We start from the raw sequence: 16281 nt of genomic DNA on the forward strand, positions 1-16281 counted from the left end.
TCAGATGATAAAACGTGTTTTAGTAGCAGCAGTCAGTTTATATCTTCCTGTCTTCGGGCTTGGTCAGACAGGACAGCAACCGATCAGGGACAACCTGCAGTACACACTGCAGGTCCCCTACCCGGTTGAAAAAATTCCCGCTCCTAAAAAAGGGAAAATCAAAAATGTGATATTGCTGATTGGTGATGGTATGGGCCTGACCCAGGTTTCAGCCGGATGGGTGGCCAACCGGGGACAACTTTACCTGGAACAATGCACACATACAGGTATGTCAAAAACCACTGCTGCCAATAAACTGATCACCGACTCCGGAGCTGGAGCTACAGCGATGGCAAGCGGACAAAAGACGATTTATCATGCCGTGGGTGTTGATACAGCAGGAACTGACCTCCATACACTAACGGATATTGCTAAACGAAACGGCCTGGCAACAGGTATCGCAGTAGCCTGCTCTATTACCGATGCCACACCAGCATCCTTCGCAGCAAATAATATAGACCGGGAGGAAGAAGAGGAAATCGCTACAGACTTTTTGAACAGTAATGTAGATGTACTCTTTGGTGGTGGTCGCAGGTACTTTAACAATCGTAAGGACCAACGTGATCTGTTACAGGAAATGAATGCCAAAGGTTACCAGGTCATCAACAGCACTGCCGAATTTCTTTCGACTCGCCAGGCGAAGGTGTTGGCCCTTGTAGAAGATGGTCAGTTGGATACTGCCCCCAAAAGAGGCACCGCATTTCAAAAGGCTGCCATCCATACCCTTGATCTGCTGAAGACGAATCGTACAGGATTTTTTGCCTTACTGGAAGGATCCCGCATCGATGATATGGGACACATGAACAATCTACCAGGTGTAGTTGAAGAAGTGCTGGATTTTGACCAGACCATCGGTAAGGTATTGCAATGGGCTGCGAAAGAGGGACAGACCCTGGTAATTATAACTGCTGACCATGAAACCGGTGGACTCACCCTACTCGACGGAGATAAAGGAACCGGTTATGTTAGCGGGAAATTTTCAACAGGCGGTCATTCAGGCGTAATGGTACCAGTTTATGCCTGGGGACCAGGCGCAGAACATTTCACCGGAATTTATGAGAACACGGAACTTTTCAGGAAGATACAGTCTTTACTTCGGCTTCGACAAAGGAACTAAGGATATACCCCATTTTATGCACAATCCATAACGGCAATAAAATCGATATCGATGGCTGCCTGCAGATGAATCTTCTCACCACCACTGGCACGCACCCGAACCAGTGCCTTTCTGAGTTCATTCTGGATATCCTTGATCCGACGCTCCGAATGTAAAACCTCTTCAACAGTAGGCTCTTTGGCAGCCAGCCTTTCCTCATGAAAAGCAACTTTTGCCTTAACTATTGCATTTAATAATTTTTCAGCCTCCGCTACAGTAAAATGCCCGTCGATTAAATGAATCTGCATGAACTAAATTTGAGCAAAAATCTGTCCGGCAATCCATATATTTTCATTTATATTTTAAATGGATTCTATAAATATTGTTCATACCAGTTAAATCGCTGCTCAATGATCTCTTTTTTTGTTTTCCTGACATATTCAAGATAGGCTTTTGCAATGGGCGAGAACATCTTTCCTTTTAGCCAAATCATACTCCATTTGGTAGAAATGGGTAGCCCTTTTACCGGAATGATTCGCAACACACCAGCGTTCAGTTCATTTTTAATACCAATCAATGGCATAATGGAATAGCCCAATCCTGCTATAACAGCCTGTTTGACGGCCTCATTGGAAGTGAGCTCCACCTTTTTTACTGCTGCAATCCGGTTGCGTTCAATGAATCGTTCCATGGTCATTCGTGTACCGGAGCCTTCCTCCCTGTAAATGAGCGGAAGCTCTTCAAATATGTTTTTGTCGTATGATTTTTTTTGAAACTGCGATACTGAGCTACCCACCAGGAATAATTTGTTCTGCATCAGCTCCAGCTTATCTACATTCAGGCTAGGTGGCAGGATCGATACCAGAGAAAAATCCACCTCATTATCCTGTAAGGATTCAATCACCCTGGATTTATTTGTCACGTCCATTTGCAACTGAACCCCAGGATGTTCCTTCATAAAGCCGGATAAAAAATAAGGCATCACGTATTTACCCGTTGATACAATGGAGATTTTGAGTCGCCCTACCAATTGCCCCTTGAATTCCATCGTTTTCATATTGATGGCCTGCACCTGGTTAAGTATCTCCTCGGCTGCAAGAGCGATTTCCTTGCCAAAATCCGTAATATAAATTTTTCGTCCAACGATCTCCGTAAGTGGAATATCAAACTGCTGCTGGAAATTCCGGAGCTGAATCGATACCGCCGGCTGTGTAAGATGCAATTCTTCCGCCGCCTGAGTAATGCTTTTGGTTTGCGTGATCTTCAAAAAGATCTGTAGCTGATGAAGTGTATAGTTCATAAACAGTATTTATGCTCCAAATAATTAATATAAATATCGTTTAAGTATAAAACTACTGAATTTTGCGACCGAAAAAAGCAAACCACCATCATGAATTTAACAGCAAGTCTGCTCTCCCCCATGGTTCTCGCCTTTTTGCTTGGTGTTATAGCTACCCGGCTGAAAAGCGACCTTAAATTTCCGGAGTCGTTGCACCAGTCGCTCACCATCTACCTGATGATTGCCATCGGGATGAAAGGTGGTTATAAATTATCCTCTGTCAACTTCAGTGAGATGATTGTACCCTTGCTGGCGGCTGTTTTGCTGAGCTGTTGCATTCCGGTCTGGACCTATTGGATCATGCGCAAATCAGGCAAATTTGATGTGTACAATGCAGGAGCCCTGGCAGCTCATTATGGATCGGTATCAGTAGCCACCTTCAGTGCAGCCATCGCTTTTCATGAAAGCAGCAGGATCGAATACGAAGGCTTTATGCCGGGCTTACTGGCCATTATGGAAATACCCGGTATCCTGATCGCGATCGCACTCGTTAGACTGTATACCCCCAACCGGCAGGATACAAAACCGGCATCCATAGACCAGATAGCCCGGGAGCTATTGGCAGGTAAAAGCACACTCTTATTGATTGGGTTTCTGATAATCGGCTGGCTGGTAGGTCAAACAGGCTGGGAACAGGTGGCACCCTTGCTGGATGTACCTTTCAAAGGATTGCTGACACTGTTTCTGCTGGAAGCGGGACTTGCAGCAGGCAAACGTTTGTCGGATTTTAAAAAGGGAGGCTGGGTGCTCACTTTTTTTGGAATTGTCTTCCCGGTACTGCATGCAATAGCAGGCATTGTGATTGGCCATTTGGCCGGACTTAGTGTAGGCGGCTCCACCATCCTGGGGATACTTGCAGCAAGCGCCTCCTATATTGCTGCTCCGGCAGCCTGCAGGGTGGCGTTGCCAGAAGCAAATCCTTCCTATTACCTCACAGCAGCTTTGGCCATTACCTTTCCCTTTAATATCATCATCGGGATACCTCTTTACCGCCAACTGGCACTCTATCTTTGCGGGTAAGAACAAGGCAGGCCAAATGCTGCAATCAATGTCTAAAAACGGTACTGAACAATGCTTCCACTGCTCTTACCGCCCCTTCCATATAACCACCAAACGCTGTAGCTGTTTCGGTGTTGCAGAAGAACAAGCGATCTTTCATATAACCTGCTTGTAATAAAGGATGACCGTTGTTTTGATGGGGCCTTTGCGCGATGGGATTACCGGAAACGAGCAGGTCATCCATCCAGATTTTATCCTGGTAACTCAACGCATCTCCAGCTTTTTCTCCGAGCAGGAGGACAAGTTGTTGCAAAACCAGTTCTTTTCGAACAACTGCAGAGTAATTAGCCGCTCCACCGTTTAGAAATCCGGTAAATCCGAATTTGGTTGCTTCGAAATTGGTATGATCATACATTTCCATCACGATACCGGCATGTGAGTAGAGCATGCCTGAGTACCCGGCCTCGCGCCAGAAGGGTGCTGCATATTCAATGGTGAATTTGATAGCGCCAGCCATCCAGGTTTGTACCGATGGCAATACAGCTGCGGGCGGCTCCGGTAAAGCTGGACTAAATTGAATGCTAACACCCGCTAACTGTGGAGGAATACAAAGGATTACTTTATCTGCTGAATAATGGTCACCTGTTCCGGTTACGATTTCCAATCCCTTTTCAGTTTCCTGAATTTCCTGCACCCGCTGTTTCAGTCGAATGACTTTTGCTGGTAATTGCGAAGCCAGCTTTGTGATAAGTGCACCGGTTCCACCGGCTATCCGGTACGAGGGCGCTTCAGATTCCGGAATATAAAATTTCTGCGGAGGTTCAAACGATTTTGTCTGAAACAGGGAAATGCCGGCAGAAAACTGTGGAAATTTATCCAGGTTCAATTTTCCGAGAAGGGCCAGCAAACGGGGATGCATATCCGAAAACCAGGTTGCCCCGAGTTCCATCGGGGTAGCTTCAACTCCCTGAATCGTATGGATCCTACCACCCAACCGGTCTGCGGCCTCCAGTACTACTACCTCTTTGCCGGCCTCCTGCAATAAATTCGCGAGATAGAGCCCGCTTAACCCCGCTCCAACAATTACTATTTTCTCCATCTTGAATATTTTCCAAAAACAATAAAAAAAGCCGACTCATTACTGAATCGGCTTTTTGTGCCCGGGACGGGAATCGAACCCGTACTCGCTTTTTCGGCGAACAGGATTTTAAGTCCTGCGTGTCTACCAGTTCCACCACCCGGGCAAAACATCCACCAAAAAAAAATTCCAAACGGTAGGTTTGGAATCTTTTGGAGCGGAAGACCGGGCTCGAACCGGCCACCCCAACCTTGGCAAGGTTGTGCTCTACCAAATGAGCTACTTCCGCAAAAAACTATCTGACCGGCTTCCAATTGAACCTAAAAAATAGTACCAGATAGTGTATCTAAAGAGCTGTTTTTCAATTGGGATGGCAAAGATAAGAACTCCGATCTTTCTGCCAAATTTTTCTCGAAAATTATTTGTACTTCGGCGTGTACATAGTGCTTTCAGGCACAGAAACTTTACCCTTACCCTTGTAACGGTTCGCATACAAACCAAAACATCCGCCTAAAACAAATGCCAGGATGCAAAACACCTGCAAATAAAACAGGAAACTGGAAGAATTCACCCAATTGTGTTTAAAGTCTTTCTCCAGCGGATTTTCTATTTCATGTGCCTGATTATGAGCCATATCTTTTATTTAAATGCTGTGCAAAAATAACGGTTCAGGCCAAAAAATCATTTTTTAAGTCGCACTATTTCTGAAAAATATCGACGACCCCGCACAAAATGATCCCACACCACACATCCCCTGTACCATCCCCGCAATTTTCCCTTTTTACTGATTGGAAAAACCGAGCGACGATGCCGGAATACAACCCATCCCATAAACCCTAAATGCGCTTCCAGGATTGCCTTGAAGTAGATGCCCTGGCCTTCAAACAAACTTTTCCAGGCTGAAATAGCATCCAGCAAGAAGCGGAATGGAATTTTCCACAACACCTGGTACCAGGGCAGGTTCTTCGCCAGCATGATCAGGTTATTGCGAAAATTCAAAAATACTTTCCACTCATTGCCCTTGGGCAGGGTTCCGCCACCTACATGGAATACCACGCTGGCCGGACAAACCATCACTTTATAGCCAGCCAGCTGCAGCCTCCAGCAAAAATCAATTTCCTCCTGGTGTGCAAAAAAGAATTCATCCAAGCCACCTAACCGGTGATATAAATCGGCCCGCACCAAAAGAGCAGCCCCACTTGCCCAGAAAACTTCCGCTGTATCATCATATTGGCCCAGGTCCTGCTCGCAAAAATCAAAAATACGTCCGCGTGCAAAGGGATAACCCAACGAATCCAGCCATCCCCCTGCGGCTCCCGCATACTCAAAGGAGGTCTTATCGTGATACATCTTAATCTTAGGCTGACAGGCACCGATACGTTCATCCGATTCAAGGAGTTTCAGCATCGGCTCCAGCCATCCAGCCGTAACTTCCACATCACTGTTCAGGAGAACGTAATAGTTCGCCTGCACCTGCTTCAGCGCTTCATTATACCCTTTTGCGAAACCGTAATTCTTCTCCAGCTGAATGATCCGTACATCCGGATGGTGCTCTCGCAGCCAACCTACTGAATCATCCGAGGAAGCATTATCAGCCACCACGAGTTCCATACCCGCACAGGCATGCGCCTTTACAGAGGGCAGAAAATTAGACAGGTGCTGTTGCCCGTTCCAATTTAAAATCACAACAGAAACCAGTGGTTGCAAGGGGAGCATCTTTGATTAGGGGGCAAAAATACAGGTATAAAACTATTCAGCTTATTTAGTTAGCTTTCAAGTATGCAAAGAAGAAATTTCCTACGCGATCTGTCCTGCTCGGCCCTCCTGTTGCTGGCCAATGGCGGGATCAAACCCCTTCAGGCAGCCGGACTCCTTTCAGCCCAGGCACCTGACAGGTTCCGCTTTGCCATTACTTCGGATGGGCACTATGGACAACCGAAAACTTCCTATGATGATTTTTACAGGGAAATCTGCAAGGCGATTAATGCTTTTCATCAGCGATCACCCCTGCAATTTACGGTAGCCAATGGGGATCTGTTCCATGACCAGCCGGCATTTCTCGAAGCAGCCGCCAATGCGCTGAAACCCATCGCTACACCACTATATGTTACCAAGGGCAATCATGACATGGTCAGTGATACACGCTGGAAAGAAGTCTGGAAACAGGATGTCAACCAGGCCGTGGAACTCGGAGACAATATCCTGCTGCTCGGCACCACTTCTGATGAAAAAGGAACTTATCTTTCACCCAATACCGACTGGTTTGCGGAGCAATTCAAAAAATACAGCAGCGCAAAAAACATATTCCTTTTCTTTCATATCACACCGATCAAATGGACCCAACATGCAGTGGATGCAACTGCCTTTCAAAAACTGCTGAAAGAACAAAAAAATGTCCGCGCTGCTTTCAACGGCCATGATCACCAGGAAGATGGCGTAAAGATGTTTGGATCCATCCCCTTTTTATTTGACGGACATTTTGGGGGCAGTTGGGGCGTGAACTATCGCGGCTTTCGGGTGGTGGAAATACTGCCTGATAACAGTCTGCTTACTTATATGATGAGCCCGGTTGAAAAAATGGCTGAACTTTCCATTTACAATTCGCTTTAATTCATGGTATCCATTCTTACAAACTGGCGCAGCTGGCTGGCTTTACTCGCACTCTCCATTGTAATCGGTACGATTTTTTATTCGCGGTATCTCGCCACTAAAATTGCCCAGGAAGAACGCGATAAAGTGGAACTCTGGGTAAATGCCAGCAAGGCAATTTTTGACAACCCGGACATGCCCCTTACGCTGCCGAATATGATCCGGAATGAACAGACCAATATTCCGATTATCGAAACCAATGAAAAAGACAGCATTGTCAATTATATCAACCTCGATAGTACCGAAGCAGCACTTGATCCAACCTATCTTCCGGATAAGCTGAGGGAGTTCAAACGCAATAATGAACCCTTTATCCTGGTGCTGAGTCAGCAGCCTTATATCGCGAACAAATATTATTATGGCAATACCCGATTATTAAGGGAAGTAAAATATTACCCCCTCATTCAACTGGTAATTGTGGGCTTGCTGATCACTTTATTGCTCCTGTTGCTGACAACCCAGCATCGGTCCAGCCAGAACCAGCTCTGGGCAGGCATGGCAAAGGAAACGGCGCACCAGTTGGGAACTCCTTTATCTTCCCTACAGGGCTGGGTTGAAATGTTGAAGGAATCCGGCGGGCAGGAAGCAATCACGCGGGAGCTGGAAAAAGATGTAAACCGATTGAAACTGGTAAGTGATCGTTTCAGCAAAATTGGCAGCATTCCCAACCTGGAACCCACAGATATTGTAGGACAGGTTGACGCCATGTTGGATTATATCAAACGCCGTGCATCCGGAAAGATCAGGTTTGAGTTTATGGCGCCACCAACCGGCAGCCTGATCATTCCCCTTTCCGCCACCTTGTTCGATTGGGTAATAGAAAATCTTCTGAAAAACGCGCTGGATGCCATGGAAGGCCAGGGACAAATAACGGTACAGATCCAGGAAAACGAGCGCGAAGTGCTTATTGATGTAACTGATACAGGTAAAGGCATACCTGCCACACATATCGGGCGGGTATTTGACCCCGGATTTACTACTAAAAAAAGGGGCTGGGGACTGGGACTTTCGCTTTCCAAACGGATAATTGAACAGTTTCACCGGGGGGAGCTGAATGTGAAGCAATCTGAGCCAGGCAAGGGTACCACCTTCCGGATTGTATTGCCGAAGCAGACCGGTCTTTCCAAATAAATTCAGCCGAATACTTGGCGGCAATTCGTTGAAATCCTTACATTTGCCACCGCTTTAAAGCGAGCCCAGGTGTTGAAACTGGTAGACAAGCCACCTTGAGGTGGTGGTGCTGGAAACGGCGTGCTGGTTCGAATCCAGTCCTGGGCACGGAATAAAAAGGGAAACCCTTGATAGCAGTAGCTTTCAAGGGTTTTTTATTTTTCAGGGGACAATTTAGGTTTACCTCCCTCCTTCAACCCCTTCTCCTTCATTTTCTTAAGGCCATAATTCCGGATTGCTTCAATTACCGGAATCACCTCCTTACCTTTTTTGGTAATTGAGTACTCCACCCGGGGAGGTACTTCAGCATACACTTTTCTTGTTATCAATTCATGCTTTTCCAGTTCCTTTAATTGGCTGGATAACATTTTATCCGTGATATGCGGCAGTGCTTTACGGATCTCCCCATACCGCATGGTGCGGTGGTTAAGCCGCCATAAGATGGGCATCTTCCAGGTACCACCAATAAAATGCATCGCAAATTCAACCGGATTATAATACACTTTGTGTTCGTAAATAAAGTCAGGCATAATCATTACTATCCAATTAGATAGTGACTATCAAATTAGATATAATATTCCGAATCACCGGTAAATGAACCAATTTTAAAACAAAAAAGCAGTATGAAAATTTCAATTATCGGAACCGGAAATGTAGGAGGAGCACTGGCAACCAAATGGGCAAAGGCCGGACATGAAATTTTTCTTGGAGTTCAGGACCTTAATACATTCAAAGGTCAGGACTTACTGAAGAATCCGAATACCTTGGCAATGCCCGTTCAGGAAGCAGTTGCAGCTGCGGAATGCATACTGCTTGCCACTCCAGCGCCTGCAGCGATAGATGTTGCCAAAAGCCTTGGCGATACCAACGGGAAAATAATCATTGATGCGATGAACATCATTATGAAAAAAGGTCCAGCCGGTTTTACCACTACCGCCGATGCAATTTTGGCCCATACATCCACTCGCGATATCGTAAAATGTTTTAACACTACAGGTTACAACAATATGGTCAATTCAATGTATGGTGATACAGCACTGGACCTCTTTGTTGCCGGAGATAGTACCAAAGGAAAGGAAGCTGCCAAACAGTTGGCAAAAGATGCTGGTTTTGCCAACTGCTATGATATTGGTGGAAACGACAAATTCGAATTGATGGAACAATTCGCCTGGTTCTGGATCAACCTGGCAATGTTCCAGGGACAGGGAAGGGAAATTGGTTTTAAATTATTGAAGCGATGAATGTTTACTAAAAAAACTCATCCAGCAATGTGTAAAAACGAAGTTTGTTTTCGTCCAGGTATGTTAACCCATAATTGTGTAAAAAAAGAGGAATTAGTTCTTCAAGACTTTCATGTTTTAGACTCCTTATCGCAAGCGATAAATCCTGGTAACGATCCGCTACCCCAGCCCTGCCCATATCAATAAAAGCAGCTACTACTCCATCGCGTACAATCAGATTATCCGGACAATAATCGCCGTGTGTAAATACGAGGTCTGCCATTATTGGTTTGTATCTAGTCAGCTCATCCCACAATTGCTCCGCTGTATAATTCCGGAACTCCTTTTCAAAATCTGTTGTATCCACGCAGCCATTCTCTATCCGAATCCGGACTTCCTTCAATCTGGTATCGATAGAATACACGGGTGCATCAGAGTCAAGAGTTACTTCATGTAGTGTTCTTAATGCCTTCGCATAAATCCGAACCCATTGTTCAGTTGCAGGAAGTTCAGCCAATGTATTACCATTTATCCATTCGACACAAAGCCATTCGGTAGTGTCATCCTCCTGGAAAAAATGAACAGCAGGTACAGGAACCTTTCCAGCCAACCATTCATACACAAGAAAATTATGCTGAAGCGTGTTAGCAGATTCTGTTTTAGCTGCCCCCTTAAGCACATACATTTCCTCCTGTTCATCTTTAACAAGAAATATACTGGCAGTACTACCTCCCTCCAACTGCTTAACCAGTTTCAATCCAGCAGGTAATCTGTTTGAATTCATACCATCAATATAAATATAACACTGCACAAAAATCAAATCTGCCAGTGGAGAGATCTGTATCAATTATAACCGATTAATTCCACACACAAAAAAAACAACTCAAAACTGTTTAAGTAAAATCAAAAAAAACAACAGTAAATATAATATTTTAAAAACCTTCAAACTATTTGAAACTACAATATGTTCAATAATGGTAGTTCAATAGTTCAACAGCTTTTCCGGATTAGCCCGTTACTACTTCCAACAAATTTTAAACTTATAACAAATGAATCCATTATTACTGGAGATCATGCCGATCGCCAACAACAATTATGTTGCCTTTACTTTCTTTATTGGTTGCATGGCTATGCTTGGGGCATCTGTCTTTTTCTTTTTTGAAATGTGGAATGTTGATAAGAAATGGAGAACTTCCATTCTTATATCCGGATTGATCACTTTCATTGCTGCCGTACATTATTATTACATGCGGGATTATAACCTCGCAACCGGTCAATCGCCTACATTTTTCCGTTATGTAGATTGGCTACTAACAGTACCGCTCATGTGCGTTGAGTTCTATCTCATTACCAAAAAATCAGGGGCAACTACCAGCCTTTTAACCAAACTCATTGCCGCATCTGTATTCATGCTGGTTACCGGATATATAGGCGAAGCCATTTATCCAACTGAAACTCAAAGCTGGATTTGGGGTTTTATCAGCAGTCTCGGTTATTTCTATATTGTATACCTGATCTGGTTTGGAGATGTTGCAAAATTAGCCAACAATACCAGCCCGGCTGTTGCAGCCGCCAATCGCACCCTGGCTTGGTTTGTATTGGTTGGATGGGCTATTTATCCTATTGGATATATTGCAGGGACTGAAGGTGGATTATTCGGCATGAAAGTGCTGGAAGGAGTTTCACTGGATGTCGTTTATAATATTGGTGATGCTATCAATAAAATTGGTTTTGGATTAACCATTTATGCACTCGCGCAACGTGAAATGGCAATGACCAGTAAATCAGTTTAACGCGTTTTTTTTTGTTTTTACAGGTAAAATACCTGGTAGGGTACAGTTTTACTGACTGTACCTTGCCGGGTTTAATTCTACTTAATGAAAAATAGTTTTATTGTATTGGGACTCCTGTTGTGTATGTTTCACCATTGGTGGATACCCATTCCCTTCCAGATACAGGCAGGAATGCTTCTTACCGGATTTATTTTGCTAGGCATTCCGCATGGCGCTGCAGATATTCTCGTAGCGAAATATCAATCATCCGCAACAAGAACCAACTTTTCCCTCAGAAATTTCCTGTTGCAATACCTGCTGCAAATTCTGCTATTTGGAATCCTGCTATGGCTGTTTCCTATTCCGGCGTTAGTTGTTTTCCTTTGCATAGCAGCCTACCATTTTGGCGAAACGGATCTTAAAAATATACCTGCGGATAACTGGATTGGAAAATTATTCATCAGCAGTTATGGATTATTGATTTTATTTTTTCTTCTGCTTACTCACACAGACGAAGTGGCCCCAATCGTTTCACTAATAGATGATACTGCAGTTATTAATAATTCGATTCCTGCTCTACAACAATATCAGCAACTACTACTAGGCATACTATTTATCTTTTTTCTAATAATCAGTTTTGTATTTTTTTTCCAACAAGCGAAAAAAAAGCAATACGGTTCTGGAAATTTTTTATTGCGGCTCTCTTTACTTTTACTAATCCTACACCAGCTTCCGCTTTTATTGGGATTCAGCTTCTATTTTATTATTTGGCATTCCAGTCTTTCACTTCAATCTATTATAACAGGTCTTAAGAATACCGGACACTTTTATCCCAAACTATTATTTAAACATCTATTGATTTGCAGTGGCATTGCACTTTCAGGAACAGCAATCTTTCTCTTAACCCTTGGTGATGTTAAAAACAACCACCAGGTTTTATGGTATTGTTTTGCTACCCTGGCACTACTTACCGCACCTCATATGCTGGTAATGCATCGACTGTACAAATGGATGAGATCGAATTAATTATCCCTAAGGTTTGGCATAAGGCAGCCGTATCACGCTGGTGGTAGCATGATAACTATCCAGTCCGCTACAGGTGAGTGTACCGGCTGATTCAAGGTCAATAAAACCATCCGGACCCACTAATGCATCCGGAACCATCATGTGAGTAATCTTTCCTATGATAAAATGTGTCTGGTTGAGTTCAATTGGGATATGCTGTACCAGTTCGCAAGCAAATTTAATAATGCTTTCTTTTACGAAAGGTGCAGCAACTCCTTCCACATAATCAGGAGTTAACCCAACTGCTTCGAATTCACTAACTCCTTCCGGGTATTTGGCACTGGTTTGGTGCGCTTTTTCTATAAATTCAGCATGCACCTGATTAATTGTGTACACACCGGTTCGCAGGATGTTCCCCAACGTATTCTGGCCTTCCGTATTCGGGCGGACAATCAATCCACATAAAGCAGGATCAGCACCAATATGCACCAGGCTGCTGAATAAGGATAAATTCTCCTTCCCTTCCCTGCTTTTTGTACCTACCAGCACCAGGCTCTTGAAGCCCCCAATAGAATTTATGAGATTGGCGCGGTATCTCCTTTCCAAACCTGATAATTCCCCCTTTGTCAATACCATTTCGGTCTGATTTTGAAAAGGATAACAGTTGAGTACTGAAATGGTTAACGACCCAATCTGTTCAAAACCTCAACCAGATTATCCGGCATCGAGAAAAATGGAGAATGACTGGCAGGCAATTCAATAATCTCCCTGCAGCTTACATTTTTCGACAAAGTGGATTTATCCATATCTTTTGCCTTCGTACAAAGAATATAATACTTAGGGATACTACCATAGTTTTGTTGGGTCAGGCGCACCGGTGTTGCCAGCACGGATAATGGCCCTGGACGCAATCTTGCAAGGGCATATTGAAGATCTTCCTCTGTGCAATCATTATAGAGCAGTTCCCGAACCATTGCAGGATTAAGTGAGATCGTTTTCTGATCCGTTGAAACGATTAGTGCTTTTTGTAAAGGCGGACCAGCGGGGCCTGCAAATTTCTCTGACAAACTGAAAACGGACTCGCCATCCCTGGGCAAAAAAGCATCCAGAAAAACCAATCCTTCTACCTTTTCCTTTCCTAAACGCTCAGCGGCCTGTGCGATCACGAGTCCGCTACTGGAATGACCAACCAGCCATACCATACCAGGTTGGGCCTGTACTTCTTTCACTACTTTTTCAACACACTCTTCGAAAGATACCTGCTCCGTAGGTGTTTGGTCTTGACCAAATCCTGGTATATCAAAGGAAATAGCCTGATGTCCGCCCCCCTGAAGTAAAGGGACAACCTTGTTCCAACACCAGGCCCCATGCCATTGTCCATGTACCAATACAAATGTTCTTTTTGTTGATTGAGAAAAACCGGAATGTGCCATAAGAAAACCGACTATTAGTAATAAAAATGGGTTCATAAACAGAAATTAACCCGGTAAAATTGGGTTGATTCCGCAGCAATTCACTGGTAAAAAAAGGACATCCTGTTTCGTTCAGAAAAAACTGACTGGTTTAAACCTTTCTTTGTAAACAGCATCAGCCAATCCCAATTTGCATTCCGGAGATTCCTGTTCCAATAAATGAAAAGAGGTAGGAGTTGTTCCTGTAAAGGTTCTGTAATCTCTTACCAGATGTTGGTAATCGTAATAATCAGCATCTACTGCCACTTTCAGCCAATCCCATCCAGGATTTGCATTCCTGGTATTATAAGCCCGGATAAAATGTAACAGCCTGGCATAAGTTTTAGGATTCACTCCCATCCGCTCATGAAAATTCCGTTTAAATTGCCTGGTACAAAGGCAGGCTTCTTTGGCCAACCAATCAAGCGAAACCAATCCATCTTTTTTAATCATCCACTTAATGGCCGCTTCAACAGGATCCATTTCCATTTTTCTTCGGCTAAGCAATGAGCGAACAAAACGATCACCAATGGTTAACATTCCAGCGTAATTGTCAGCATAAAGTAATTCTTCAAAAAAACACTTGATCCCAGGAAAAATGAGTTCCGCATTTACAATTTGATTCGCCAGGTCCGGTGCTGGAATACCGGTTAACCGAAACAGGGAAGAAGAATGAAACACTATCTGAAAATTGAGAAAATCACCCATTGTATATCTTGGCATCACGGATGTTTGCTGACCAATCAGGGCCATATGAAAAGGGAAGGGTATTTTATCCTGATCAGGTGTAGCAACATGCAAATCCCCCTTTACTATAAAATGCAAACAAAGCTCTGGCTTTGGAGGATATGCTTTAAACGAGAGGGAGTCAGCTACCTCAAAACTGAAATGAACAATCCTGTAACATTGAACAAGATCCCGCAAAGCAGGGTGAGGAGGATAATCCTTCAACAGCATATTAAAAAGTGGTTCAATAAATTTACACTAAAATTGACACCATTGCACTTTGTGATGCATGTCACCATAAAACTGCCATATACCTGATACTTTGCAGCCATTAATCAATTCAACATGGCAAAGGAATTCTGGGATCAGCGTTATGCAGCCAATGAATCCGTTTACGGTTCGGAACCCAATGCCTTTTTCAAACAGTTTATAGACAATCATAAACCCGGCACAGTACTCCTGCCAGCCGAAGGGGAAGGAAGAAATGCCCTCTATGCCGCAAAAAAAGGCTGGACAGTACACGCCTTCGATTACAGTGAGGTAGCGCGGGAAAAAGCATTGAAAGCAGCGGGGGAACAGGGATTAAAAATTGTCTACTGGAATCAATCCATTGAAGATTTCCGTGCCAACCAGCAATACGACCTGGTAGCCAGCATCTATGTACACCTGCCTGCTGCCCTGCGCAAACAATACCACCAGGAACTGATCAAATCCATACGCCCGGGCGGATACCTCTTATTGGAAGCTTTTGCGAAAGAGCAAATAGAATACAGCTCCGGCGGACCAAAAGATCCAGCCCTTTTATACGACGCCCCTACCCTATGCAATGACTTTGCGTTTCTCCATGTACTTAGCTGCCAGCAGAAGGACCTGCACCTCAACGAAGGCCCATTTCATTCAGGAGAAGCAGCTGTATTACGCTTAACTGTTCAAAAAATATAAATCAACAAATAATGGAACAAATTACCTTAATGCCCAGAATTGGCGATATGGCCCCTGATTTTGAAGCGGTAACTACTACCGGAAAAATTCAGTTTTCGGATTATAATAGAGGATCCTGGGTTATCCTGTTTTCACACCCAGCTGATTTTACACCTGTATGCACAACCGAAATGAGTGGTTTTGCATTGGAGAAGGAATTCTTTGCCCAGCACAACACCAAATTAATGGGTCTTAGTATCGACAGTATCCATGCCCATATTGCCTGGGTAAATGCAGTCTATGAAAAAACAGGAGTGCTTTTTGAATTTCCCATAGTAGCAGATATTGATATGTCAGTATCCAAACTTTATGGCATGCTTCAGCCAGGAGAAAGTGAAACAGCTGCCGTACGTGCGGTATTTATTATGGACCCAGAAGGGAAAGTACGATTGATCATGTATTATCCCTTAAATGTGGGCAGAAATATGGAAGAAATCAAACGGGCACTCCTGGCATTACAGACCTCCGATCAGCACAAATGCGCGATGCCGCTGAACTGGACCCCCGGAGAAAAAGTTATTGTACCTGCACCCAAAACTGTTGAAGCACTGCAGGAAAGAAAAAAGAGTGATCTGGAAATGGTGGACTGGTACCTCGCTAAACGTTCATTGAACTAAGGGCTATTTTCGACTACACACTCATGAGAAAGTCCCGGTGCTGCCGGGACTTTTAATTTTTCTAATACGTATCCATTAACTCAGACTAATCCCAATTTGAAATGGGACTTCCGTATATCGTCATCTTTCAACCTGATGA

General features: G+C 44.0%; 19 protein-coding genes and 3 tRNA genes. 10 read left to right on the top strand and 12 right to left on the bottom strand.

All coding sequences use genetic code 11. From position 1 onward, the window contains the following. The first annotated feature begins 4 nt into the window (after window positions 1-4). A complete protein-coding gene (locus L0U88_RS03805; RefSeq protein WP_234864281.1) occupies window positions 5-1156 on the top strand; it encodes an alkaline phosphatase in 1152 nt (383 codons plus the stop codon). Window positions 1157-1170: 14 nt separating this feature from the next. Here the strand turns inward: L0U88_RS03805 and L0U88_RS03810 are convergent, their stop codons facing one another. Next, the gene (locus L0U88_RS03810; RefSeq protein ID WP_234864282.1) at window positions 1171-1443 is read right to left on the bottom strand and encodes a hypothetical protein; all 273 of its coding nucleotides are present in this window, start codon (window positions 1441-1443) and stop codon (window positions 1171-1173) included. A gap of 65 nt (window positions 1444-1508) precedes the next feature. Continuing rightward, window positions 1509-2435, bottom strand: coding sequence for a LysR family transcriptional regulator (locus tag L0U88_RS03815; protein WP_234864283.1), 927 nt, complete (start codon window positions 2433-2435; stop codon window positions 1509-1511). A 90-nt stretch (window positions 2436-2525) separates the two neighbouring features. Between L0U88_RS03815 and L0U88_RS03820 the strand changes: the two genes are divergently transcribed. After that, complete coding sequence (locus L0U88_RS03820; RefSeq protein WP_234864284.1) at window positions 2526-3494, top strand: sodium-dependent bicarbonate transport family permease; 969 nt, start codon at window positions 2526-2528, stop codon at window positions 3492-3494. A 25-nt stretch (window positions 3495-3519) separates the two neighbouring features. Here L0U88_RS03820 and L0U88_RS03825 read toward each other — a convergent pair whose 3' ends face one another. From L0U88_RS03825 to L0U88_RS03845, 5 genes are all read right to left on the bottom strand, one after another. Next, window positions 3520-4572, bottom strand: coding sequence for a flavin monoamine oxidase family protein (locus L0U88_RS03825; protein WP_234864285.1), 1053 nt, complete (start codon window positions 4570-4572; stop codon window positions 3520-3522). A 58-nt stretch (window positions 4573-4630) separates the two neighbouring features. Continuing rightward, window positions 4631-4717, bottom strand: a tRNA-Leu gene (locus L0U88_RS03830). Between the two features lie 47 nt (window positions 4718-4764). Further along, window positions 4765-4840: transfer RNA gene (locus L0U88_RS03835), tRNA-Gly, on the bottom strand. 129 nt (window positions 4841-4969) lie between these two features. Beyond that, entirely contained in the window at window positions 4970-5185 is a 216-nt protein-coding gene (locus L0U88_RS03840; RefSeq protein WP_234864286.1) for a hypothetical protein, read from the bottom strand. A 47-nt stretch (window positions 5186-5232) separates the two neighbouring features. Then, window positions 5233-6258 carry a glycosyltransferase family 2 protein gene (locus L0U88_RS03845; RefSeq protein ID WP_434801957.1) on the bottom strand — a complete coding sequence of 342 codons (1026 nt, stop codon included), beginning with the start codon at window positions 6256-6258 and terminating at the stop codon, window positions 5233-5235. Between the two features lie 72 nt (window positions 6259-6330). Between L0U88_RS03845 and L0U88_RS03850 the strand changes: the two genes are divergently transcribed. The 3 genes from L0U88_RS03850 (at window position 6331) to L0U88_RS03860 (ending at window position 8478) form a co-directional block, all read left to right on the top strand. Beyond that, window positions 6331-7161 carry a metallophosphoesterase family protein gene (locus L0U88_RS03850; protein ID WP_234864288.1) on the top strand — a complete coding sequence of 277 codons (831 nt, stop codon included), beginning with the start codon at window positions 6331-6333 and terminating at the stop codon, window positions 7159-7161. A gap of 3 nt (window positions 7162-7164) precedes the next feature. Next, entirely contained in the window at window positions 7165-8331 is a 1167-nt protein-coding gene (locus L0U88_RS03855; RefSeq protein ID WP_234864289.1) for a sensor histidine kinase, read from the top strand. 63 nt (window positions 8332-8394) lie between these two features. Beyond that, window positions 8395-8478: transfer RNA gene (locus L0U88_RS03860), tRNA-Leu, on the top strand. Between the two features lie 47 nt (window positions 8479-8525). On the opposite strand, the gene L0U88_RS03865 is transcribed toward L0U88_RS03860, so the two are convergent. Next, a complete protein-coding gene (locus L0U88_RS03865) occupies window positions 8526-8900 on the bottom strand; it encodes a winged helix-turn-helix transcriptional regulator (RefSeq protein WP_234864290.1) in 375 nt (124 codons plus the stop codon). Window positions 8901-8993: 93 nt separating this feature from the next. Between L0U88_RS03865 and L0U88_RS03870 the strand changes: the two genes are divergently transcribed. Further along, the gene (locus L0U88_RS03870; protein WP_234864291.1) at window positions 8994-9611 is read left to right on the top strand and encodes an NADPH-dependent F420 reductase; all 618 of its coding nucleotides are present in this window, start codon (window positions 8994-8996) and stop codon (window positions 9609-9611) included. 7 nt (window positions 9612-9618) lie between these two features. Here the strand turns inward: L0U88_RS03870 and L0U88_RS03875 are convergent, their stop codons facing one another. After that, window positions 9619-10374, bottom strand: a complete 756-nt coding sequence (locus L0U88_RS03875) for an APH(3') family aminoglycoside O-phosphotransferase (protein WP_234864292.1) — start codon at window positions 10372-10374, stop codon at window positions 9619-9621. A 265-nt stretch (window positions 10375-10639) separates the two neighbouring features. Here L0U88_RS03875 and L0U88_RS03880 point away from each other — a divergent pair, with 265 nt between their 5' ends. Together L0U88_RS03880 and L0U88_RS03885 are read left to right on the top strand one after the other, a co-directional pair. Beyond that, entirely contained in the window at window positions 10640-11383 is a 744-nt protein-coding gene (locus tag L0U88_RS03880; RefSeq protein ID WP_234864293.1) for a bacteriorhodopsin-like, read from the top strand. Window positions 11384-11467: 84 nt separating this feature from the next. Continuing rightward, window positions 11468-12388 (top strand): Brp/Blh family beta-carotene 15,15'-dioxygenase, encoded by a 921-nt coding sequence (locus L0U88_RS03885; RefSeq protein WP_234864294.1) that lies wholly within the window; start codon window positions 11468-11470, stop codon window positions 12386-12388. 6 nt (window positions 12389-12394) lie between these two features. Here the strand turns inward: L0U88_RS03885 and L0U88_RS03890 are convergent, their stop codons facing one another. From L0U88_RS03890 to L0U88_RS03900, 3 genes are all read right to left on the bottom strand, one after another. Next, window positions 12395-13003 (bottom strand): flavin reductase family protein, encoded by a 609-nt coding sequence (locus tag L0U88_RS03890; RefSeq protein ID WP_234864295.1) that lies wholly within the window; start codon window positions 13001-13003, stop codon window positions 12395-12397. 44 nt (window positions 13004-13047) lie between these two features. After that, on the bottom strand, window positions 13048-13836 hold the full coding sequence (locus L0U88_RS03895; protein ID WP_234864296.1) for an alpha/beta fold hydrolase: 789 nt from the start codon (window positions 13834-13836) through the stop codon (window positions 13048-13050). A gap of 75 nt (window positions 13837-13911) precedes the next feature. Then, on the bottom strand, window positions 13912-14775 hold the full coding sequence (locus L0U88_RS03900; protein ID WP_234864297.1) for a helix-turn-helix domain-containing protein: 864 nt from the start codon (window positions 14773-14775) through the stop codon (window positions 13912-13914). Window positions 14776-14889: 114 nt separating this feature from the next. Between L0U88_RS03900 and L0U88_RS03905 the strand changes: the two genes are divergently transcribed. Then, a complete protein-coding gene (locus tag L0U88_RS03905) occupies window positions 14890-15486 on the top strand; it encodes a class I SAM-dependent methyltransferase (protein WP_234864298.1) in 597 nt (198 codons plus the stop codon). An 11-nt stretch (window positions 15487-15497) separates the two neighbouring features. Beyond that, on the top strand, window positions 15498-16142 hold the full coding sequence (locus L0U88_RS03910; RefSeq protein ID WP_234864299.1) for a peroxiredoxin: 645 nt from the start codon (window positions 15498-15500) through the stop codon (window positions 16140-16142). Window positions 16143-16281: the final 139 nt, after the last annotated feature.

Source organism: Flavihumibacter fluminis (assembly GCF_021491375.1).
In the GTDB taxonomy this organism is placed as follows: domain Bacteria; phylum Bacteroidota; class Bacteroidia; order Chitinophagales; family Chitinophagaceae; genus Flavihumibacter; species Flavihumibacter fluminis.

Coding starts and splice junctions, on each gene's coding strand:
- L0U88_RS03875 (WP_234864292.1), bottom strand. CDS start 10,374: ATGAATTCAAACAGATTACCTGCTGGATTGAAACTGGTTAAGCAGTTG.
- L0U88_RS03865 (WP_234864290.1), bottom strand. CDS start 8,900: ATGCCTGACTTTATTTACGAACACAAAGTGTATTATAATCCGGTTGAA.
- L0U88_RS03815 (WP_234864283.1), bottom strand. CDS start 2,435: ATGAACTATACACTTCATCAGCTACAGATCTTTTTGAAGATCACGCAA.
- L0U88_RS03855 (WP_234864289.1), top strand. CDS start 7,165: ATGGTATCCATTCTTACAAACTGGCGCAGCTGGCTGGCTTTACTCGCA.
- L0U88_RS03805 (WP_234864281.1), top strand. CDS start 5: ATGATAAAACGTGTTTTAGTAGCAGCAGTCAGTTTATATCTTCCTGTC.
- L0U88_RS03900 (WP_234864297.1), bottom strand. CDS start 14,775: ATGCTGTTGAAGGATTATCCTCCTCACCCTGCTTTGCGGGATCTTGTT.
- L0U88_RS03850 (WP_234864288.1), top strand. CDS start 6,331: ATGCAAAGAAGAAATTTCCTACGCGATCTGTCCTGCTCGGCCCTCCTG.
- L0U88_RS03840 (WP_234864286.1), bottom strand. CDS start 5,185: ATGGCTCATAATCAGGCACATGAAATAGAAAATCCGCTGGAGAAAGAC.
- L0U88_RS03885 (WP_234864294.1), top strand. CDS start 11,468: ATGAAAAATAGTTTTATTGTATTGGGACTCCTGTTGTGTATGTTTCAC.
- L0U88_RS03820 (WP_234864284.1), top strand. CDS start 2,526: ATGAATTTAACAGCAAGTCTGCTCTCCCCCATGGTTCTCGCCTTTTTG.
- L0U88_RS03870 (WP_234864291.1), top strand. CDS start 8,994: ATGAAAATTTCAATTATCGGAACCGGAAATGTAGGAGGAGCACTGGCA.
- L0U88_RS03810 (WP_234864282.1), bottom strand. CDS start 1,443: ATGCAGATTCATTTAATCGACGGGCATTTTACTGTAGCGGAGGCTGAA.
- L0U88_RS03895 (WP_234864296.1), bottom strand. CDS start 13,836: ATGAACCCATTTTTATTACTAATAGTCGGTTTTCTTATGGCACATTCC.
- L0U88_RS03905 (WP_234864298.1), top strand. CDS start 14,890: ATGGCAAAGGAATTCTGGGATCAGCGTTATGCAGCCAATGAATCCGTT.
- L0U88_RS03910 (WP_234864299.1), top strand. CDS start 15,498: ATGGAACAAATTACCTTAATGCCCAGAATTGGCGATATGGCCCCTGAT.
- L0U88_RS03880 (WP_234864293.1), top strand. CDS start 10,640: ATGAATCCATTATTACTGGAGATCATGCCGATCGCCAACAACAATTAT.
- L0U88_RS03890 (WP_234864295.1), bottom strand. CDS start 13,003: ATGGTATTGACAAAGGGGGAATTATCAGGTTTGGAAAGGAGATACCGC.
- L0U88_RS03825 (WP_234864285.1), bottom strand. CDS start 4,572: ATGGAGAAAATAGTAATTGTTGGAGCGGGGTTAAGCGGGCTCTATCTC.